The following is a 17,972-nucleotide window of genomic DNA, read 5'->3' as shown; positions in this document are numbered from 1 at the left end:
TTCGGGTGTGCCCGGGCGCCGGTCAGGCGTTGCGCACCTGACCGGCGCACGAGGACGCGACGCCCGCCCACTCGGTGCCGAAGACCTTGGCCGAGGCGTCCTCCAGCGAGGCCTGCTTGCGCACCACCTCGCCGAAGAAGTCGAGCATCTTCGGCTCGGTGAACTTCTTGGCCAGGCAGTTGATGGCGATGAGGGCGACGCCGTACCGTCCGCTGATCTCCTCCCCGCCGGCGCTCTCCGGCGGCGGCCCGAGCGTGATGGTCCCGTCCCAGCCGTGCTTGACGAACCACCGCACGCTGGGCAGCCGGCCCTGCATCGTGCGCCCGTCGCCGTTGGCGATGTAGTCGGCGATGCCCTCGGTCATCCACCAGGTCTTGGCCGTGCCGTAGTCCTCGCCGACCGTCACCACGTGGCCGAACTCGTGCGTGAGCAGGATCTGCAGGAAGTCCTGGCCGGCGTCGGCGGCCTGCATGACGATGCCGCGCGGGCCGGTCGAGTAGCCGTCGTAGTTGGCGCCGATGTCGCCGTTGTCCCACCACGACTTCCACTCGCCCTCGCCGGCGATGTACACGATGTACCACTTCGGCGGCGGGTCCCACTTCGCGAACCGGTCCGCGACGTCCGCGGCGGCGTCGGCCTTGGCCACCACCCGCTGCAGCTTGCTCGCGCTGGCCGCGGTGCCGGCCACGATGACGTGCCGCCCGACCGACGTCTGCAGCACGGAGGCGTCCCACGGCTCGGAGGTCTGCTCGTACTTCGCGACCGTCGCCGTGTTCCCGGAGACGGTCCACGAGGTCTGCACGACCTGCGGGAACGTCTGGGTGCAGCCCTGGCCGAAGCAGTAGTCCCAGCGCACGAGGGTGGACCAGGTCCCGTCGGCGTTCTGCGAGGGCCGGTCGACCAGCGAGGGCGTCCACGTCTGCACGCCCATCGCGCGCAGCGAGCCGAACCGGCGGGCGAACCCGTCCTGCAGGCCGCCGCCGAGGCCGGCGAGGTACCCGTCGCGGTCGCCGGCCAGCAGCGCCTTCGACTGCTTGCCCAGCGCGTTCAGGATCGGGCCCGAAACCCCGGTCTCGGCCTTGGGCGAGCCCGTCGCGGTCGCCGCCGCGCCGGCCGCGGTGGAGCGCGCGGCGAGCGGGTGGGCGTCGCCAGCCACGGGCTTCCTGCCGCCGGAGCCGGCGAAGGCGATCCCGATGAGCAGGGCGAGCACCAGGACGGCCGCGCCGACGACGCCGGTCGCGACCAGGCCGCGGCGCCGGGGTCGCGGCGGGAGCGGCGGCTGCCCGGGCCAGTAGCCGGCGGGGTACTGCGGCGGGTAGTACGACGGGGGCGGCGACGCCGGCGACGGGTAGGCGGCCGGCGTGTACATCTCCGGGCCGCGCTGCTGCGGGATGTGCAGGCCCGCACCGGTGACCGTCGTGCGCGGCCCCTGGTACGCCACCGGCTCGGTGGTCTCCCCGGGCCCTTCGGGGTCCTGGGCGACAAGCACCGGCGAGGTGGCCGGGCTCGGCTCGGGCCTCTCGGGGTCTTGGGCGACAAGCACCGGCGAGGTGGCCGGGCTCGGCTCGGGCGTTGCGGCCATCGGCGGTGGTCCGGCCGGAGCTGCGGGGCCTGCGAACGGTTCGGCGTTCGCGGCGGGTGGTGCCGCGGAGGTCGGGGCCGGTGGCGGTTCCGGCGTGAGCGGCGGCGCGGCGGCCTCCGGCCCGGCCGGTGCCGCGGGCTCCTGCGGGCCCGCCCCGGCCGGAGCCGACACCGGCTCCGAGTTATCCCCGTGAATCACGCAGGAACCGTACTGGATGCGAGGTGTCCTCGGGAATCGGTCCACCGGCCAGCTTGCGCCGCAGGTCCGCTGGACGTGACGCGCGTCATAGACGCCCCCGCGGGGACCGTCCCGGTCCACCGTCCGCCCGTACCGTGGCCGGCATGGCACCCGGCATCGAAGCGCTCGTGTTCGACTTCGACGGCCTGCTCATGCACACCGAGACCACCCACCTGGATTCGTGGCGGACCGAGTGGGCGTACCACGGCCTCGCCCTCGACGAGTCCACGTTCTTCGCCGACCACGGCGGCGACACGTCCGAGCAGCACTACGCCGCGCTCGCCGCAGCGGTGGGCTCCGGCTTCGACCGCCCGGCCAGTCACGCGCGCCGGATCGCGTACCGCGACACCCTCCACGAGGGCCTCGACCTCGCCCCCGGCGTCCGGGACTGGTTCGCCGCTGCCGCCGGGCTGGGCCTGCGCCTGGCGGTGGCGAGCAGCTCGCCCCGGGCGTGGGTGGAGGACCACCTGACCCGGGTCGGCGAGCTGGGGCGGTTCGAGGCGCGGGCCTTCGGCGACGAGGTGGCCGGCCACAAGCCCGACCCGGCCGTGTACCTGCTCGCCCTGCGACGCCTCGACCTCCCGCCCGGCCGGGTGGTGGCCTTCGAGGACACCGCGCACGGGGTGGCCGCGGCGAAGGCGGCGGGCCTGCGCTGCGTGGCGATCCCCAACCCGTACACCGACCCGACCGCCTTCTCCGCGGCCGACGTGGTGCTGCGCGCCGCCACCGACCTGCCGCTCCCGGAGCTGCTCGCCCGGCTCTGACGGGCCGGTGCTCGGCTCGCGCGGGCGTGGGCCGGAGTTGCTTGCTCGGCTCGTGCGGGCGTGGGCCGGAGTTGCTTGCTCGGCTCGTGCGGGCGTGGGCCGGAGTTGCTTGCTCGGCTCGCGCGGGCGTGGGCCGGAGTTGCTTGCTCGGCTCGCGCGGGCGTGGGCCGGAGTTGCTTGCTCGGCTCGCGCGGGCGTGGGCCGGAGTTGCTTGCTCGGCTCGCGCGGGCGTGGGCCGGAGTTGCTCGCTCGGCTCGCGCGGGCGTGGGCCGGAGTTGCTCGCTCGGCTCTGACGGGCTGGTGCCCGGCTCGCACGGGCGCGGATAGGATGCCGCGATGCCTTTCCGGTTCGCGGTGGACCTCGGCACGTCCAACACGGTCGCGGTGGTGGACCGTGGCGACGGCACGCCCCGGCCGCTGCTGTTCGACGGCTCGCCGATGCTGCCCTCCGCGGTCTTCGCCGACCGGGCCGGCGCGCTGCTCGTCGGCCGGGACGCCGAGCGGCACATGATGACCGACGCCGCCCGGTTCGAGCCGAACCCGAAGGGCCGCATCGACGAGGGCGCGATCCTGCTGGGCGACCGCGAGCTGCCGGTCGCCGAGCTGCTCGCCGCCGTGCTGCGCCGGGCCGCGACCGAGGCCGCCCAGACCGGCGTGCCGGTGGCCGGGGCGACCGTCCTCACCTGCCCAGTCGACTGGGGCAACACCCGGCGGGCGGTCCTGCTCGACGCGGCCGCCCGGGCCGGGCTCGGCCGGGTCGCGCTGCTCGACGAGCCGGTGTCCGCCGCCACGTACTGCGTCCGCGCCCTCGGCGGCCGCCTCACCCCGGGCCGCTGCGCGGTGGTCTTCGACTTCGGCGGCGGCACGCTCGACGTCACCGTGGTCGAGGCGGCCCCGGCCGGCCTTCGGGTGCTCGCCACCGGCGGCCTGGCCGACCTGGGCGGCACCGACGTCGACGCGGCCCTCGTCGGCCACCTGGGCCACCTGGTCGCCACCGGCGATCCCGGCCTCTGGCAGCGGCTGGCGGCGCCCGGCACGCCCGGCGAGTTCCGGGACCGGCGGACGTTCTGGTCCGAGGTACGCCAGGCCAAGGAGATGCTCGCCCGGACCTCGTCGGCCCCGGTGCACATCCCGGGCAGCGACCGGGGCGTGCACCTGACCCGGGAGGAGCTCGACCGCATCGCCGGCCCGCTGGTCGACCGCGCCGTGGACGAGACCCGGCGGGTGCTGGACCGCTCCGGCGTCACGCCCGCCCGGCTCGACGCGATCGTGCTCGTCGGCGGGTCGAGTCGCCTGCCGCTGGTGGCGAGCCGGCTGCACGCCCGGTTCGGCCTGGCCCCGGTCGTGCCGGAGCAACCCGAGCTCCCCGTGGCGTTCGGCGCCCTCCTGCTGGCCAACGGTCCCGGCCCGTCCGCGAACGGCGCCCCCGGCTCGTTCGCCCCGTCGACCGGCTCGTCCACCGGCTCCTTCGCCCCGTCCACCGGCTCGTCCGGCCCATCCGCTGGCTCGCCCGCCGGCTCGTTCGGCCCGTCGGCCGGCTCGTCCGGCACATCCGCTGGCTCGCCCGCCGGCTCGTTCGGCCCGTCCGCCGGCTCGTCCGGCCCAGGCGGCGGCGCGTTCGGTTCGGGTGGCGGCGCGTTCGGTCCGGGCGGCGGCGCGTTCGGTTCGGGTGGCGGCGCGTTCGGTTCGGGTGGCGGCGCGTTCGGCCCAGGCGGCGGCGCGTTCGGTCCGGGGGGAGAGGGGCCGCCCGCGGACCGTACCCAGACCGGCACCGTCTACGGCGCGACCGCGTCGGGTGGGTTCCCGTCCGCCGCGGTTCCCGTGAGCGGTTATCCCGGGTCGAGCGCCGCCCCGGTCAGCGTCCATCCCGCCGGCCCTCCGGGGGAGGCGGGGCCGCGGGCCGTACCGAATGCGCCGGAAATGCCGCCGCAGCGCCGTCCCCGCCCGTCGGTCATCATCGGGCCGGGCGTGACGATTCAGGGCAACGTGGCCGTGTACGGCGACGCCGACCTCATGCCGCCCGACGACGATGACGAACGCCCCGAGGCGCGGCCCGAGCCCGCGCCGCCGGCGAGGCGGCGCCGTGGCGGATTGCTGCGCCGCCTGCGCTTCGCCGCGCTGCCGCTGCTGCCGCTGGCCATCATCCTGGCGGTCACCCCGTGGGGCCGCGACCTCGTCCACGACGGCAAGACCAAGGTGGAGAGCCTGTTCGGCGCCGGTCCCGCGCCGAGCGGCTCCGTCGCCGCGTCCGGGCCGCCCGCCGGCCCGTCCGCCAGCCCGGCGCGCTCGGCCGGCGCCGGGTCGGCCGTCGTGCTGGTGCAGCCGCCGAGCGGCAAGGCGGGCGCCGCGGTGAAGCTGACCGCCAGCGGGTTCGAGCCGGGGGAGCGCATCGAGGTGAAGACCGGTACCAAGGCGCTCACCACGCTGACCGCCGACGACCAGGGCGCGGTGGAGGAGAGCGTGACGGTCGCCCCCGCCGGCACCAAGACCGGCACCACCGTCATCGTCCAGCTCGTCGGCCGGACGTCGCACAGGTCGGCGACGTCCCAGTACCGCGTGACCCAGTGACTTGCGAGTTAGTCTGCGCGGCGATAATCTCCGCGAAGACTAGCTCGCGAGTGGGAGGGCACCCTCATGTGGGAGTACGAGCACGCCGTCGACAGCACGGCCGCCCCGCAGCGCATCTGGACCGTCTGGGTCGACGTGCCGAACTGGCCGGCCTGGAACGCGGGCGTCGAGAAGGCCGCGATCGAGGGCCCGTTCGCGCCGGGCACGCGGTTCACCATGACCCCGCCCGGCGAGGAGCCGATCGCGATGGTGCTGGCCGATGTGGTACCACATGAGCGGTTCACCGACATCATGGACGCCGGCGACTTCGTGGTGACGACCGTGCACCGCCTGGAGCCGCTCCCGTCCGGCGGCACCCGCGTCGTGTACCGCACGGAGATCACCGGCCCGGCCGCGGCCCAGATCGGCCCGCAGCTCGGCCCCGCGATCACGGCGGACTTCCCGGTGGTGCTCGCCGCACTGGTACTGCGAGCGGAAGGCTAGAAACCCGGCGTGGCCCATCAACCCGACGAGAGCCCCGGCTTCCTGCTCTGGCACGTGACCCTGCGCTGGCAGCGCGAGATCGCCGCCGCCCTCGCCCCGCTGGACCTGACCCACGTCCAGTTCGTGCTGCTGGCCAGCGCCTGGTGGCTGAACCAGGCCGGCGAGGCCCCCCGCCAGCACGCCCTGGCCGCCCACGCCGGGACGGACGTGAAGATGACCTCGCAGGTCCTGCAGAAGCTCGAGGACAAGGGTCTGCTCGAGCGCGAGGTCGACCCGTCCGACACCCGGGCGAAGCTGCTGCGCGTCACGGACAAGGGCGCGGCGCTGGCCGAGCGCGCGGTCGAGGTGGTGGAGTCCGCCGACGCCGCCTTCTTCGCCGCCACCCCGGACGCGAAGACGCTGCTGAGCCTGCTCCGCCCGTTGGCCGCGCGCTGACCAAGGCGGCACGAACGGCGGTCGATGTTGAGCGTTGCGCCGATGGTGTTTGCCGTCGATGTGCGGTTCGGTCGGGTACATGTGGCAGTGTGGGGTTTGCGGCCAGACCAACACGGACGAGAACGGCACCTGCCCCACCTGCGGCGCCGTCCGCGCCCCGGTGGCCTGGCCCGCCTCCGCCCCCGCCGACCAGTTCGCCTCCTGGTCGCCCAGCGCCGGCCCCGACGCGTCGATCCCCGGCCCCAACCCGCCCGGCCCCAACCCGTCGGGCACTGGGCCATACGGACCCGGCCCTGGACCGGACGCAGCCGCCGCCGCGCAGCCGTGGCCCGTCTCGTCTCCGCCGAACCCGTCGGCCCAGCCCGGCCAGCCTTACCCACCGGCCCAGCCCGGCCCTTTTTCCTCCGCGCAGCCCGGTCAGCCTTTTCCGCCCGCGCAGCCCGGTCAGCCTTTTCCGCCCGCGCAGCCCGGTCAGCCTTTTCCGCCCGCGCAACCCGGTCAGCCTTTTCCGCCCGCGCAGCCCGGCCAGCCGTGGCCGCCTGTGCCCGGCCCGCCGGGCGTCGCCGCGGTCCAAGGCGCGCAGCAGTGGCCGGCCATCGGCATGCCCAACCAGCCGCTCGCGCCGGCCGAACCCGGCGCGGCGCCGACCCATTGGCCGGCGGAGGCGCCCGGGGGAGCGCCCGCCCAATGGGCCCCGGTCCCCCCGGCCGCACCCCGCCACCCGGTCTGGATCTTCCCGGCCGTCGTCGCCGTCGTCCTGCTGCTGGCCGGCGGCACGATCGCGTTCGTCCTGCGGGACCGCTGGCTGCCCGGGGCCTCCGACCCGTCCACCGCCGCCCCCGCCGGCCCCACCGCGACGCCGGCCACGAGCGGTCCCGGCGGCGGCCCCGCCTCCGTGTCCCCCACGCCCACCGCCAACCCCACGAGCGCGACCCCGACCCAGGGCCCGCCGACCCTGCCCGCCAACGTCGGCAGCGTCCGCCTCGACCCCAGCCTCGACCCGGTCCAGGCGCCCGCGGTGGCCGGCATCTTCGACCGGTACTTCACCGCCGTCAACGCCCGCAACGCCGGCGCCGCGCTGGGCGTCATGGACCCCGGCGGCTCGATCAACCAGGGCGACGCGAGCGCGGTCAAGAAGTTCAGCGACGGCATCAGCACGAGTACGGACGACGACATCCTGCTGCTGGTGCTCGGGCCCGACCCGACCGGCAAAGGCCTGCTGCAGGCGCGGGTCACGTTCCGCAGCCGCCAGGACCCCGGCAAGGGGCCGAAGGGGCGCGAGTCGGAGACCTGCACGCGCTGGGACGTCACCTACTCGCTCACCCAGCCCGGCGGCGGCGAGTACCGGATCTGGGGCAGCACCGGCGCCGGCAGCCGCCCCTGCTGAGCGGCGATTGGTCCGCTGCGCGGGCGCCCGGGTGGACCTTTGCCCCGGACGCCGGACCGCACGATCATGGGCGGGTGCGTTTTCGACACCGCGACGAGATCTGGCGGGACTTTCCGGATTTGGTACCGGGGGTGCTCTACACGGAGGCCATCACCCCCACGGCCGACGTCGCCGCCGCCGTGGCCCGGCATACCGCCACCGCCCTCGATCGGCTGGCCCGCACCGGCGAGAGCGCCATGCCGGAGATCCAGGCCTGGCGGCGGGCCTTCGCGGCCCAGGGGGTCAAGCCCACGCAGTACCGCTGCGCCTCGGAATCCCTGCTGCGCCGCCTGCGCCGCGAGGGCACTCTGCCGGCGCTGCACCCGCTCGTCGACCTGTGCAACGCCGTGTCGGTCGCGTACGCCATCCCCGTGGCCGTCATCGACCTCGACCGCGTGGCCGGCGACCTCGAGGTCGGCTACGCGTCCGGCGCCGAGACCTACGAGACCTTCGGCGGGACCGTCGAGCAACCCGATCCGCGCGAGGTGGTCTTCGTGGACGGGGAGGGGTTCGCGCACGCCCGCCGCTGGACCAACCGGCAGAGCGGCCGCTCCGCGATCGGCCCGTCGACGACCCGCGCGCTGATCGTCGCCGAGGCCCTGCACGGGACCGCCGCCGACGACGTGCCGAAGCTGCTCGACACCCTCGCCGGCGCCCTGCGCGCGGCCTGGGCCACCGACCCGGCGCCCGCGATCCTGACCGCGGCCCACCCGGGCTTCGACACCGCCGCCTGATCACGAACGGCGGCCGACCCGCTCGATGACCGCCGGCTGGTGAACAATCCGACAAGTCGCGCGGAGCGCTCAAGTCGTCGCGTGACCGGCCGGTCTACCATCGCGGCGTGATCGAGTCGGCAAAGGCGACCCGCGTCGCGGCGGTCCTCACGGCGGCCGCCGCCGTGGCCGTGGCCCTCGGCCTGCGGGCCCTGCTCAGCGGGGACGTCACCAGCACCGGCGCGCTGGAACAGAACTCCGGGACGGCCCTCTACGCATCCGCCGTCTACGCCGCCGTGGTCTTCCTCCGCCCGGCCGCCCGCCCGCTGACGGCCGGGGCGTGGGCGCTCGGCTGGTGCTGGGCCGTGGAGCTGGCCCAGCTCACCCCGGTCCCGCGCACGCTGTCCGGGCAGAGCATCCTGCTGCGCCTGATCTTCGGCAACGCCTTCGACTGGACGGATGTGTGCTGGTACCCGGTCGGCATCGTCCCGCTGGTCCTCGCCCACCACGCCCTGCGGCGGACGAGGACCGGGCCGGGCGATCAGGAGACGTGAGCCGCGTCCCAGCAGGCCGTGCCCGTGTGGCAGTTCTTCAGCGCCGTCATCGCGTCGTGCAGCGCGGTCAGCCGGGCGGCCGGCAGGGAACCGGCGGTGTTGTTCAGCTGGTCGGGGTCCGTGGTGCGGTCGTAGTACTCCCGCTCGCCGTTGTCGTACTCGACGTACGTGTAGGCCGGCGTACGGAGGGCCTCGTAGGTCGTCGGCATGCCGTTGCGGACCGTCTGCAGGTCCGGGTCGTCGGCGTCCGTGCTCGGGCCGTGGTGCTCGATCAGCGACGCGGTGCGCCATTCGGCCGTGGTGCCGCCCGTCATCAGGGTGACGAGCTGCCGGCCGTCGACGCCGGCCGCGATCGGGGCGCCGCCGAGCTTCTGGAAGGTGGGTGCCAGGTCGATGTTCTGCACGACCTGCGGGCGCTCCTTGCCGGCGGCCACGTTCGGGCCGGCGATGACCAGCGGCACGCGTACGTCGGTCTCGAAGGCGGTCTGCTTGCCCTCGGTGAGTCGGTGCTCACCCATGTGGAAGCCGTTGTCGGAGCTGAACACGACGTACGTGTTCCCGGCCACGCCCGCGTCGGTGAGCGCCTGGCGCAGCCCGGCGAGCATTCGGTCGACCGCCTGCACGGCCTGCGCCCGCTTGCGGAAGTCGGTGTCGATCTTCGACTTCTCGTCGGCGGTAAGCGGGGTGTTGCCGGCCAGCCATGACGGGGCATTGGCGGGCAGCCTGTCGAACGCCGGGCCGCGCGGCGCGGTGAGGTCCGGGAACTTGTCGAGGTCCTGCTTGGCCGGGGTGAACGGGCCGTGCGGCGCGAACGTGGCGATCTCGAGCAGGAACGGCTTGCCGGCCGCGGCCGAGCGCTTGACGAACTGCTTGCCCTTGGTGCCAACCACGTCGGTGAGGTAGTCGGCCTCGGTGTTGCCGTAGTGGACCAGGGTGCTGTTCTCGTTGAGGTTGTAGTTGTACTCCGGGTAGCCGTTGCCGGACACGTCCCACTCCGACCAGCCCGGCGGGACGAACAGCGACTTGGGGTCGTAGCCGTTGAGGTACTTGCCCATCATCGCCGTGGCGTACCCCTGTCCCTGCAGCGCGGTCGCGAACGTGTTCGACTCGTCGCGGCTGTGGAACACGTTGAACCCGCCGTCGGGGGCGTTGTTGGTGAACACGCCCGTGTCGTGCGGGAACTTGCCGGTGAAGATGGACGACCGGGACGGGCAGCACAGCGAGTCGGTCACGGTGTAGTTGGTGAACGTGGTCCCGTCGTGCTGCAGGCGCTGGACCTCCGGCATGTGCTGCACGAGGTTCCAGGCCAGGTCGTCGGTGAGGACGAAGACGATGTTCGGCTTGGCGGGGGCGGCGGCGGGCGCTCCGGAGCCGGCGAGCGCGGTCGCGGCCAGCGCGGCGGCGGCCGCGCCGGCCACTCCGGCGATCAAGGCGGGCAATCTACGCATGCCTACAGCTCTACCCGTAGACATGCGTCAATTGGTCAACGGTGTATTCGGTCTGTGGAAAGATACAAAAAAGGTAGGAGATCAGGTCGCCGTCATGGCGCCCGTGGCCAGCAGGCCGACGAGGATGCCGCCCAGTGCCACCCGGTAGTAGACGAACGCGGAGAAGGTGTGCCCGGCGACGTACCGCAGCAGCCACGCGATGCTGACGTAGGCCACCACGAAGCTGATCGCGGTGCCCATCGCGGTGGCGCCCCAGCCGACGGTCGCGGCGATCTCTTTGGACTGGCTGACACCCTCCAGCACGCCGCCGCCGGTGAGCGCCGGGATGCCCAGGAAGAACGACAGCCGGGTGGCCGTCACCCGATCGAGGCCGCGGAACAGCGACATGCTGATCGTGGCGCCGGAGCGCGACACGCCGGGGATCACGGCGACGCACTGCGCGAGGCCGATGATGAGCGAGTCCTTCCACGTCACGTCGCCCTCGGCCCGCTTCTGCTTGCCGAGGTGGTCGCCGAGCACCATGACGACGCTCCACACGACGAGGCCCGCGGCGACGAACCACATGCTGCGCAGCGCGCCCTCGATGACGTCCTTGAAGGCCAGGCCGACGATGACGATCGGGACCGAGCCGACGATGACGTTGATGGCCATCCGCCAGTCCTCGTGCTGGCGCCCCTCGGCGCTGGCCAGCCCCTTGAACAGCCCGACGATGAACCGAATGATGTCCTTGCGGAAGTAGATGATCGCCGCGAGGATCGCGCCGACCTGGATGACCGCGGTGAACGCCGTGACGCCCTTGTCGTCGATCGGGATGCCCATCAGCTTCTCGGTGATGGTCAGGTGGCCGGTCGAGGACACGGGAAGGAACTCCGTGACACCCTCGACGACGCCCAGCACGATCGCTTCCCAGATCTGCAAAGCCGTTCCTCCAAATGCCACACCGATACGCCGCTGGCGAACTTACCGGACCGTTGCTGAGAAGTTCCCGTTGACTACTCGGGCGGGGGCGGCGGCGCGTCCTCGCGGTGGTGACGGTTGGCGTGGCCGTGGGTCAGCTCGTCGCGCAACTCGGCAAGGTGCTCGGTGTCGTCGGGCATCTCGAGGCTGTCCAGCAGCTCCAGCGCCGGGGCGATCTCGAGCGAGCCGTACACGTCGTGGTAGCTGTACAGCAGGCCGTTGAACACCGCCGGGCGCAGCCGCGGTACCTCTGCGGCCGCGGTGTAGACGGCGTGCTTGAGCTTCCACGGGACGGGCCCGCTGACCTTGAGCACCGCCGCGGCCCGCCGCAGCAGCTCGTCGCCGGCGTCGGGCAGCGCCGGGACGTCCCGGGCGAGTGTCTCGGTGAAGGCGCGCTCGACCGTGGATATGTCCTCGAACCAGTCCACCCACAGCGAGTACAGCACCGCCTCGCTCGGCTTGGGCCGCTCCAGGTGCTCGCGGATCGCCTGCCAGTGCGCGTCGCGGATCGCCTCGTCGGCGGCGGCGTTGACGAACCAGCGCAGCTCCACCGTCACCCAGTACGTGTCCAGCAGCTCCAGCAGCCCCAGGCCGAGCTCCAGCTTGTCGGCGTCGGGCAGCTCGGCGTCGCCGCGGATCTCGGGCATGACGGCCCGGGCCACCTGGTCCGGGTCACCCTCCGTGCTCAGCTCTTGCGCGGCCAGCCACTGCCGCGCCCGTTCACTCCGTTCGGTCTCCACGATCGACAAGTATCGCCCCTCCTCAACTCGGCCGCGCGACCGCCGATGGTGCGGGGCATGAGTGGCACACTCCTGGTCCCGGCCGAGCGGCTGACGGCCGAGGTACTCGGCATGGAGGTCGACCGGCGCGCCGCCGAGCACGGGCGCGCACTGGCCGCCGAACGGGCCGCGATCGAGCTCGGCCGCCCCGAGCTCGCCGCGCGCGCGAAGCTCGTCGCGGCCGACGCGTTGTGCCGCGGGGGAGACCCCGCCGGCGCGGCCCCGCTCCTGCACGAGGTGCACCGCTGGGCGGTGCGCGAGAACGAGCCCTACGTGCTGGCCCGGTGCAACTTCCTGCTGTCGATCCTGCACACCTGCCTCGGCGACAACGCCGAGGCCCGCCGGCACGCGCTGCTGGCCGTGGACCACCTGCCCGACTACGTGCCGGCCCTGATCCGCGGCAGCCACCTGGTCAACCTCGCGCTGTGCGTCGACGTGATCTCGCGGGCCGACGCGGCGCCGTACCACGCCGAGGCCCTCGACATCGCCGCGGCCGCCGGCGACCACGACCTCAGCCGCGCGGTGCTCAACAACATGGCGTACGCGGCCTACTGCGACGGCGACGCGGACGCCGCCGGCGAGCTGGCCGAGCGGATGCGCCGCCTGGCCGAGCGCACCGGCGTCGAGCTGCGGCCGCCGGACCTCGACACGATCGCGCGGGTCCTGATGCTGCAGGGCCGCCACGCCGAGGCCGAGCTCACGCTGCTGCCACTGGTCGATCCGGACGCCCGCCGGTGCGACGTCGAGGGCAACATGCTCCCGGAGGTACTGCTCACCCTCGCCGAGTCGCAACGGCTCGCCGGCGCCCTCGACCGCGCCGCCGCCACGATCGAGCGGTGCCTGCGGCTCTGCGCCGAGCGCGGCATGGCCGACACCGGCGCCCGGGCCCGCCGCGAGCTGGCCCAGCTGCACGCCACCCACGGACGGTGGCGGGAGGCCTACGAGGAGCAATGCCGCTACGACGCCGAGTCGCAGGCCCTGCGCTCGGCCGAGCGCGAGGAGCGGGCCCGGCTGACCCAGCTGGTCTTCGAGAGCCGGGAGGGCCGCCGCGAGGCCGCCCGGTTCCGCGAGATGGCCCTGCGCGACGCCCTGACCGGCCTCTACAACCGCCGCTTCGTCGACGCCCAGCTGCCCGCCCTGCTGGCCCGCGCGGCCGAGCGCGGTATCCCGATGTCCGCGGCCCTGGTGGACGTCGACTTCTTCAAGCGCATCAACGACACGCTGTCGCACGAGACCGGCGACCTGGTCCTGCAGCGCATCGCCGGCCTGCTCGCGGCCGAGGTGGACGAGCCCGCCACGGTGGCCCGTCTCGGTGGCGAGGAGTTCGTGGTGGTACTGCCCGACTCCGGCGGTGACGACGCCCTGACCCGCTGCGAACGCCTGCGGCGCGCCGTGCAGGACCACGACTGGTCGGAGCTGACCGCCGACCTGCCGGTGACCGTGAGCATCGGCGTGAGCACCGCCTGGTTCGGGTCGACCGGCGCGGAGCCGCATCGAGCCGGAGCGGGCGCGGCCAGGGACGGCCTGACCGCCGCCGCCCTGCTGAGCCAGGCCGACCGCAATCTCTACGCCGCCAAGCGCTCCGGGCGCAACCGGGTCCTCGCCGACCCGTCCTGAGCCGGGCCGGGCGGTCAGAAGGCCTGGACGCCGACCGGGAGGGGGCCGGCGGCGACGTGGTCGAGCAGGGTGGCGCGCATGGCCTGGGCCGCGTGGGGCAGCACGGACTCGCGCCGCTGGGCGAGGGAGATCGTTCGGTGCACGCCCGGCGCCACCAGCGGGGCCGCGTGCAGCAGCGGCCGGTTGACGAGGGCCATGCTCGGCACGAGGGCCACGCCCAGGCCCGCCTCGACGAAGGCCAGCACCGCGTCCATCTCGCCGCCTTCCACGGCGTACCGCGGCGTGAACCCCGCCCTCCGGCAGGCCTCCAGGGTCGTGTCCCGCAGGTCGTAGCCGGTGCGGAACATCACCAGCGGGGTGTCGCGCAGGTCCGCGAGGGTGATGCGCTCCGACAGCGGCTCGACGGAGGCGACGACGAGGCTCTCGCGCAGCACCGGGACCGTTTCGAGGGCCGGGTCGGTGCCCCGGGCCGGCTCGACGATCAGCGCCAGGTCGAGGGTGTGCGCGACGAGCTCGGCGACGAGGTCCTGCGATCCGCCCTCGTCCACGTGCAGTTCGATGTCGGGGTGGCGCTCGTGGAAATCGCGGAGCACCAGCGGTACCAGTGACGTGCAGAGACTCGGCGTCGCGCCCAGCCGCACCCGGCCGCGGCGCAGGCCGACCACCTCCTGGACGGCGTTGCGCGCGGTGTCGGCGTCGGCGACCACCCGGCGGGCCAGGGGCAGCAGCGTCTCGCCGGCGGTCGTGAGCACGACGCTGCCGCGGGAGCGGTCGAAGAGCGGGGCGCCGAGGGTCGCCTCCAGGGTGTGAATTTGTTTACTCAGTGTCGGTTGGCTCACACCGAGTTGCTCCGCCGCGCGGGTGAAATGTCGTAGTTCGGCGACGGATACGAAGTATCGAAGTTGTTGCAGCTGCACTTTCATAGCCTACGGCTATTGCCGCTGCGGGTGTCATGCATTGGACGAATCGGCGCGGGCGCCCCTAGCGTCGGCGGGTGTGGCGGTAATGACGGCAGAACGGGCGACTCCGGCGAAGGCGGCGAAGCCCAAGAAAAAGGCTTCTTCGGTCGCCCTGAAGATGCTCATGGCGGGGACCGGCATCCTGCTGGTGCTGTTCCTGTTCGCGCACATGACCGGGAACCTGAAGATCTTCGTCGGGGCGGACGCCTTCGACCACTACGCGCACTGGCTGCGCGACCTCGGCACGCCGCTGCTGCCGCGCACCTGGTTCCTGTGGATCCAGCGCGGCGGGCTGACGCTGGCCGTGCTCGGGCACATCTTCGCCGCCGTCGTGCTGGCCCGCCGGGCCCGCGCCGCCCGCCCGGTCCGCTACGCGCACCGCCCCAAGGTCCAGGGCAGCTACGCGGCCCGCACCATGCGCTGGGGCGGCGTCATCATCCTGCTGTTCGTCGTCTTCCACATCCTCGACCTGACCACCGGCACGGTGAACCCGGTCGGCGACAAGCAGCACCCCTCCGCCAACGTGGTCGCCGACTTCGCGCCCGGGCGCTGGTACGTGACGCTGTTCTACGCCCTGGCCATCGTGGCGATCGGGTTCCACCTGCGGCACGGGATCTTCTCCGCGCTGCGCACCTTCGGCCAGCAGTCCGCGCGCGGCGAGCGCATCGCCAAGGCGATCGCCCTCGCGCTGTCGCTCGTGCTGGTCGTCGGCTACCTCTCCGTGCCGTTCGCCGTGCTGACCGGGTTGGTGAAGTGACATGACGTACTGGACCGACGGCGAACCCGTCGAGGACAAGGCCGCACCGGACGGCCCGATCGAGACCCGGTGGGAGCGGCGGAAGTTCTCCGCCAAGCTGGTCAACCCGGCCAACAAGCGCAAGCTGACCGTCATCGTGGTCGGCACCGGCCTGGCCGGCGGATCGGCGGCGGCGACGCTGGCCGAGGCCGGTTACAAGGTGAAGTCGTACTGCTACCAGGACAGCCCCCGCCGCGCGCACTCGATCGCGGCCCAGGGCGGGATCAACGCCGCCAAGAACTACCGCAACGACGGCGACTCGGTGTACCGGCTCTTCTACGACACGGTGAAGGGCGGCGACTTCCGCGCCCGCGAGTCCAACGTCTACCGCCTCGCCCAGGTGTCGGTGAACATCATCGACCAGTGCGTGGCCCAGGGCGTGCCCTTCGCCCGCGAGTACGGCGGCCTGCTCGACAACCGCTCCTTCGGCGGCACCCAGGTGTCGCGCACCTTCTACGCCCGCGGCCAGACGGGCCAGCAGCTGCTGCTCGGCGCCTACCAGGCCCTCGAGCGGCAGGTCGCCGCGGGCAACGTGGAGATGAACGCCCGCCACGAGATGCTCGAGCTCGTCATCGTGGACGGCCGGGCCCGCGGCATCGTGGCGCGCGACCTCGTCACCGGCGAGATCACCACCGAGATGGCCGACGCCGTGGTCCTGGCCTCCGGGGGGTACGGCAACGTCTTCTTCCTCTCCACCAACGCCAAGGGCTGCAACGTCACCGCGTCGTGGCGGGCGCACCGCAAGGGCGCGCTGTTCGCCAACCCCTGCTACACGCAGATCCACCCGACCTGCATCCCTGAGTCCGGCACGCACCAGAGCAAGCTCACGCTGATGAGCGAGTCGCTGCGCAACGACGGCCGGGTCTGGGTGCCGGTGCGGGCCGGCGACGACCGCGCCCCGGCCGACATCCCCGAGGACGAGCGCGACTACTACCTCGAGCGGATCTACCCGTCGTTCGGCAACCTGGTGCCCCGGGACATCGCCTCCCGGGCCGCCAAGAACGTCTGCGACGAGGGCCGCGGCGTCGGCCCCGGCGGCCTCGGCGTCTACCTCGACTTCGCCGACGCGATCGCGCGCCTGGGCCGCCCGGCGGTCGAGGCCAAGTACGGCAACCTCTTCGAGATGTACGAGCGGATCACCGGCGAGGACCCCTACGTCACGCCGATGCGCATCTACCCCGCCGTGCACTACACGATGGGCGGCCTGTGGGTCGACTACGACCTGCAGTCCAACATCCCCGGCCTGTTCGTCGTCGGCGAGGCCAACTTCTCCGACCACGGCGCCAACCGGCTCGGCGCGTCCGCGCTCATGCAGGGCCTGGCCGACGGGTACTTCGTGCTGCCCAACACCATCAACGACTACCTCGCCTCGGGCCCGTTCCCGCGCGTCTCCGCCTCGGACGACGCGGTGGTCGCGGCCCGCACGGCGGTCGAGGAGCGGCTCGCGTCGCTGCTCGCCGTCAACGGCGACCGGACCGTGGACTCCTTCCACCGCGAGCTCGGCCACATCATGTGGGAGTACTGCGGCATGGAGCGCACCGAGGAAGGCCTGACGAAGGCCATCTCGCTGATCCGCTCCCTGCGCGAGGAGTTCTGGACCCGGGTCAAGGTGCCCGGCACGGGCGAGCAGCTCAACCAGAACCTGGAGCGCGCCGGCCGGGTCGCCGACTTCTTCGAGCTGGCCGAGCTCATGTGCGTCGACGCCCTGCACCGGGCCGAGTCGTGCGGCGGGCACTTCCGCGGCGAGAGCCAGACCCCCGACGGCGAGGCGCTGCGCCACGACGACGAGTTCTCCTACGTCGCCGCCTGGGAGTTCGCCGGCACCGGCGAGCCGCCCGTGCTGCACAAGGAGACGCTCGAGTTCGAATACGTCCACCCGACCCAGCGGAGCTACAAGTAATGGACATCAAGCTGCGCGTGTGGCGCCAGACCGGCCCCTCCGACAAGGGCGGCATGGTGACGTACGAGGTGAAGGACATCTCCCCGGACGCGTCCTTCCTGGAGATGCTCGACGTCCTCAACGAGCGCCTGATCCTCGCCGGCGACGAGCCGATCGCCTTCGACCACGACTGCCGCGAGGGCATCTGCGGCATGTGCGGCATGATGATCAACGGCGTCGCGCACGGCCCGCTCAAGGCCACCACGACCTGCCAGCTGCACATGCGGCACTTCAACGACGGCGACACCATCGACGTCGAGCCGTGGCGCTCGGCCGCCTTCCCGGTCGTGCGCGACCTGGTCGTCGACCGCCGCGCGTTCGACTCGATCATCCAGGCCGGCGGCTACATCACCGCCCCGACCGGCGCCGCGCCCGACGCGCACGCCACGCCCGTGCCGAAGGCCGACGCCGACGCCGCCTTCGAGGCCGCCACGTGCATCGGCTGCGGCGCCTGCGTGGCCGCCTGCCCCAACGGCTCGGGGATGCTGTTCACCGCGGCCAAGGTCGGCCACCTGGGCCTGCTCCCGCAGGGCCAGCCCGAGCGCGACACCCGGGTGCTGAGCATGATCGCCGCCCACGACGAGGCCGGCTTCGGCGGCTGCACCAACGCCGGCGAGTGCACCACGGTCTGCCCCAAGGGCATCCCGCTCACCCTCATCGGCCGCCTGAACAGCGACTACCGCAAGGCGTCGACCGGCCGCCGGTAGAGTACGCA

General features: G+C 73.2%; 16 protein-coding genes. 11 read left to right on the top strand and 5 right to left on the bottom strand.

Features of this window, described 5'->3' with window-relative positions; translation table 11 throughout:
- Window positions 1-22 precede the first annotated feature (22 nt).
- Complete coding sequence (locus ABD352_RS32065; RefSeq protein ID WP_344616257.1) at window positions 23-1,780, bottom strand: hypothetical protein; 1,758 nt, start codon at window positions 1,778-1,780, stop codon at window positions 23-25.
- Window positions 1,781-1,923: 143 nt separating this feature from the next.
- On the opposite strand from ABD352_RS32065, the gene ABD352_RS32060 reads away from it, so the two are divergent.
- The 7 genes from ABD352_RS32060 to ABD352_RS32030 all read left to right on the top strand — a co-directional run bounded on the left by ABD352_RS32060 (window position 1,924) and on the right by ABD352_RS32030 (window position 8,762).
- Window positions 1,924-2,583, top strand: a complete 660-nt coding sequence (locus ABD352_RS32060) for an HAD family hydrolase (protein WP_344616256.1) — start codon at window positions 1,924-1,926, stop codon at window positions 2,581-2,583.
- A gap of 336 nt (window positions 2,584-2,919) precedes the next feature.
- Entirely contained in the window at window positions 2,920-5,151 is a 2,232-nt protein-coding gene (locus ABD352_RS32055) for an Hsp70 family protein (RefSeq protein ID WP_344616255.1), read from the top strand.
- A 66-nt stretch (window positions 5,152-5,217) separates the two neighbouring features.
- Window positions 5,218-5,634 (top strand): SRPBCC family protein, encoded by a 417-nt coding sequence (locus ABD352_RS32050; protein WP_344616254.1) that lies wholly within the window; start codon window positions 5,218-5,220, stop codon window positions 5,632-5,634.
- A gap of 9 nt (window positions 5,635-5,643) precedes the next feature.
- Entirely contained in the window at window positions 5,644-6,069 is a 426-nt protein-coding gene (locus ABD352_RS32045; protein WP_344616253.1) for a MarR family winged helix-turn-helix transcriptional regulator, read from the top strand.
- Between the two features lie 541 nt (window positions 6,070-6,610).
- A complete protein-coding gene (locus tag ABD352_RS32040) occupies window positions 6,611-7,456 on the top strand; it encodes a hypothetical protein (RefSeq protein WP_344616252.1) in 846 nt (281 codons plus the stop codon).
- 74 nt (window positions 7,457-7,530) lie between these two features.
- Entirely contained in the window at window positions 7,531-8,229 is a 699-nt protein-coding gene (locus tag ABD352_RS32035) for a B3/B4 domain-containing protein (protein WP_344616251.1), read from the top strand.
- Between the two features lie 107 nt (window positions 8,230-8,336).
- Window positions 8,337-8,762 (top strand): ribosomal maturation YjgA family protein, encoded by a 426-nt coding sequence (locus tag ABD352_RS32030; RefSeq protein WP_344616250.1) that lies wholly within the window; start codon window positions 8,337-8,339, stop codon window positions 8,760-8,762.
- Here the strand turns inward: ABD352_RS32030 and ABD352_RS32025 are convergent.
- The 3 genes from ABD352_RS32025 to ABD352_RS32015 all read right to left on the bottom strand — a co-directional run bounded on the left by ABD352_RS32025 (window position 8,750) and on the right by ABD352_RS32015 (window position 11,907).
- Window positions 8,750-10,210, bottom strand: coding sequence for a sulfatase family protein (locus ABD352_RS32025; protein ID WP_344616249.1), 1,461 nt, complete (start codon window positions 10,208-10,210; stop codon window positions 8,750-8,752). The genes ABD352_RS32030 and ABD352_RS32025 overlap by 13 nt on opposite strands.
- An 81-nt stretch (window positions 10,211-10,291) precedes the next feature.
- A complete protein-coding gene (locus tag ABD352_RS32020; protein WP_344616248.1) occupies window positions 10,292-11,128 on the bottom strand; it encodes an undecaprenyl-diphosphate phosphatase in 837 nt (278 codons plus the stop codon).
- Between the two features lie 74 nt (window positions 11,129-11,202).
- Window positions 11,203-11,907: a hypothetical protein gene (locus tag ABD352_RS32015; protein WP_344616247.1), complete on the bottom strand. Its 705-nt coding sequence runs from the start codon at window positions 11,905-11,907 to the stop codon at window positions 11,203-11,205.
- A 57-nt stretch (window positions 11,908-11,964) separates the two neighbouring features.
- On the opposite strand from ABD352_RS32015, the gene ABD352_RS32010 reads away from it, so the two are divergent.
- Window positions 11,965-13,563 (top strand): diguanylate cyclase, encoded by a 1,599-nt coding sequence (locus ABD352_RS32010; RefSeq protein WP_344616246.1) that lies wholly within the window; start codon window positions 11,965-11,967, stop codon window positions 13,561-13,563.
- A gap of 14 nt (window positions 13,564-13,577) precedes the next feature.
- Here ABD352_RS32010 and ABD352_RS32005 read toward each other — a convergent pair whose 3' ends face one another.
- Entirely contained in the window at window positions 13,578-14,486 is a 909-nt protein-coding gene (locus ABD352_RS32005) for a LysR family transcriptional regulator (protein WP_344616245.1), read from the bottom strand.
- An 82-nt stretch (window positions 14,487-14,568) separates the two neighbouring features.
- Here ABD352_RS32005 and ABD352_RS32000 point away from each other — a divergent pair, with 82 nt between their 5' ends.
- The 3 genes from ABD352_RS32000 to ABD352_RS31990 are packed head-to-tail and all read left to right on the top strand — an operon-like array spanning window position 14,569 to window position 17,964.
- Window positions 14,569-15,279: a succinate dehydrogenase cytochrome b subunit gene (locus ABD352_RS32000; protein WP_344616244.1), complete on the top strand. Its 711-nt coding sequence runs from the start codon at window positions 14,569-14,571 to the stop codon at window positions 15,277-15,279.
- Window position 15,280: 1 nt separating this feature from the next.
- Window positions 15,281-17,218 carry a fumarate reductase/succinate dehydrogenase flavoprotein subunit gene (locus ABD352_RS31995; RefSeq protein WP_344616243.1) on the top strand — a complete coding sequence of 646 codons (1,938 nt, stop codon included), beginning with the start codon at window positions 15,281-15,283 and terminating at the stop codon, window positions 17,216-17,218.
- Window positions 17,218-17,964: a succinate dehydrogenase/fumarate reductase iron-sulfur subunit gene (locus ABD352_RS31990; protein ID WP_344616242.1), complete on the top strand. Its 747-nt coding sequence runs from the start codon at window positions 17,218-17,220 to the stop codon at window positions 17,962-17,964. Before ABD352_RS31995 ends, ABD352_RS31990 begins: the two co-directional genes overlap by 1 nt.
- Window positions 17,965-17,972: the final 8 nt, after the last annotated feature.

The sequence above is a fragment of the Dactylosporangium salmoneum genome (genome assembly GCF_039532525.1).
Taxonomy (GTDB): Bacteria; Actinomycetota; Actinomycetes; order Mycobacteriales; family Micromonosporaceae; genus Dactylosporangium; species Dactylosporangium salmoneum.
The sequence above is the reverse complement of the archived record's forward strand: the minus strand, read 5'-3'. Positions and strand labels throughout refer to the sequence as shown.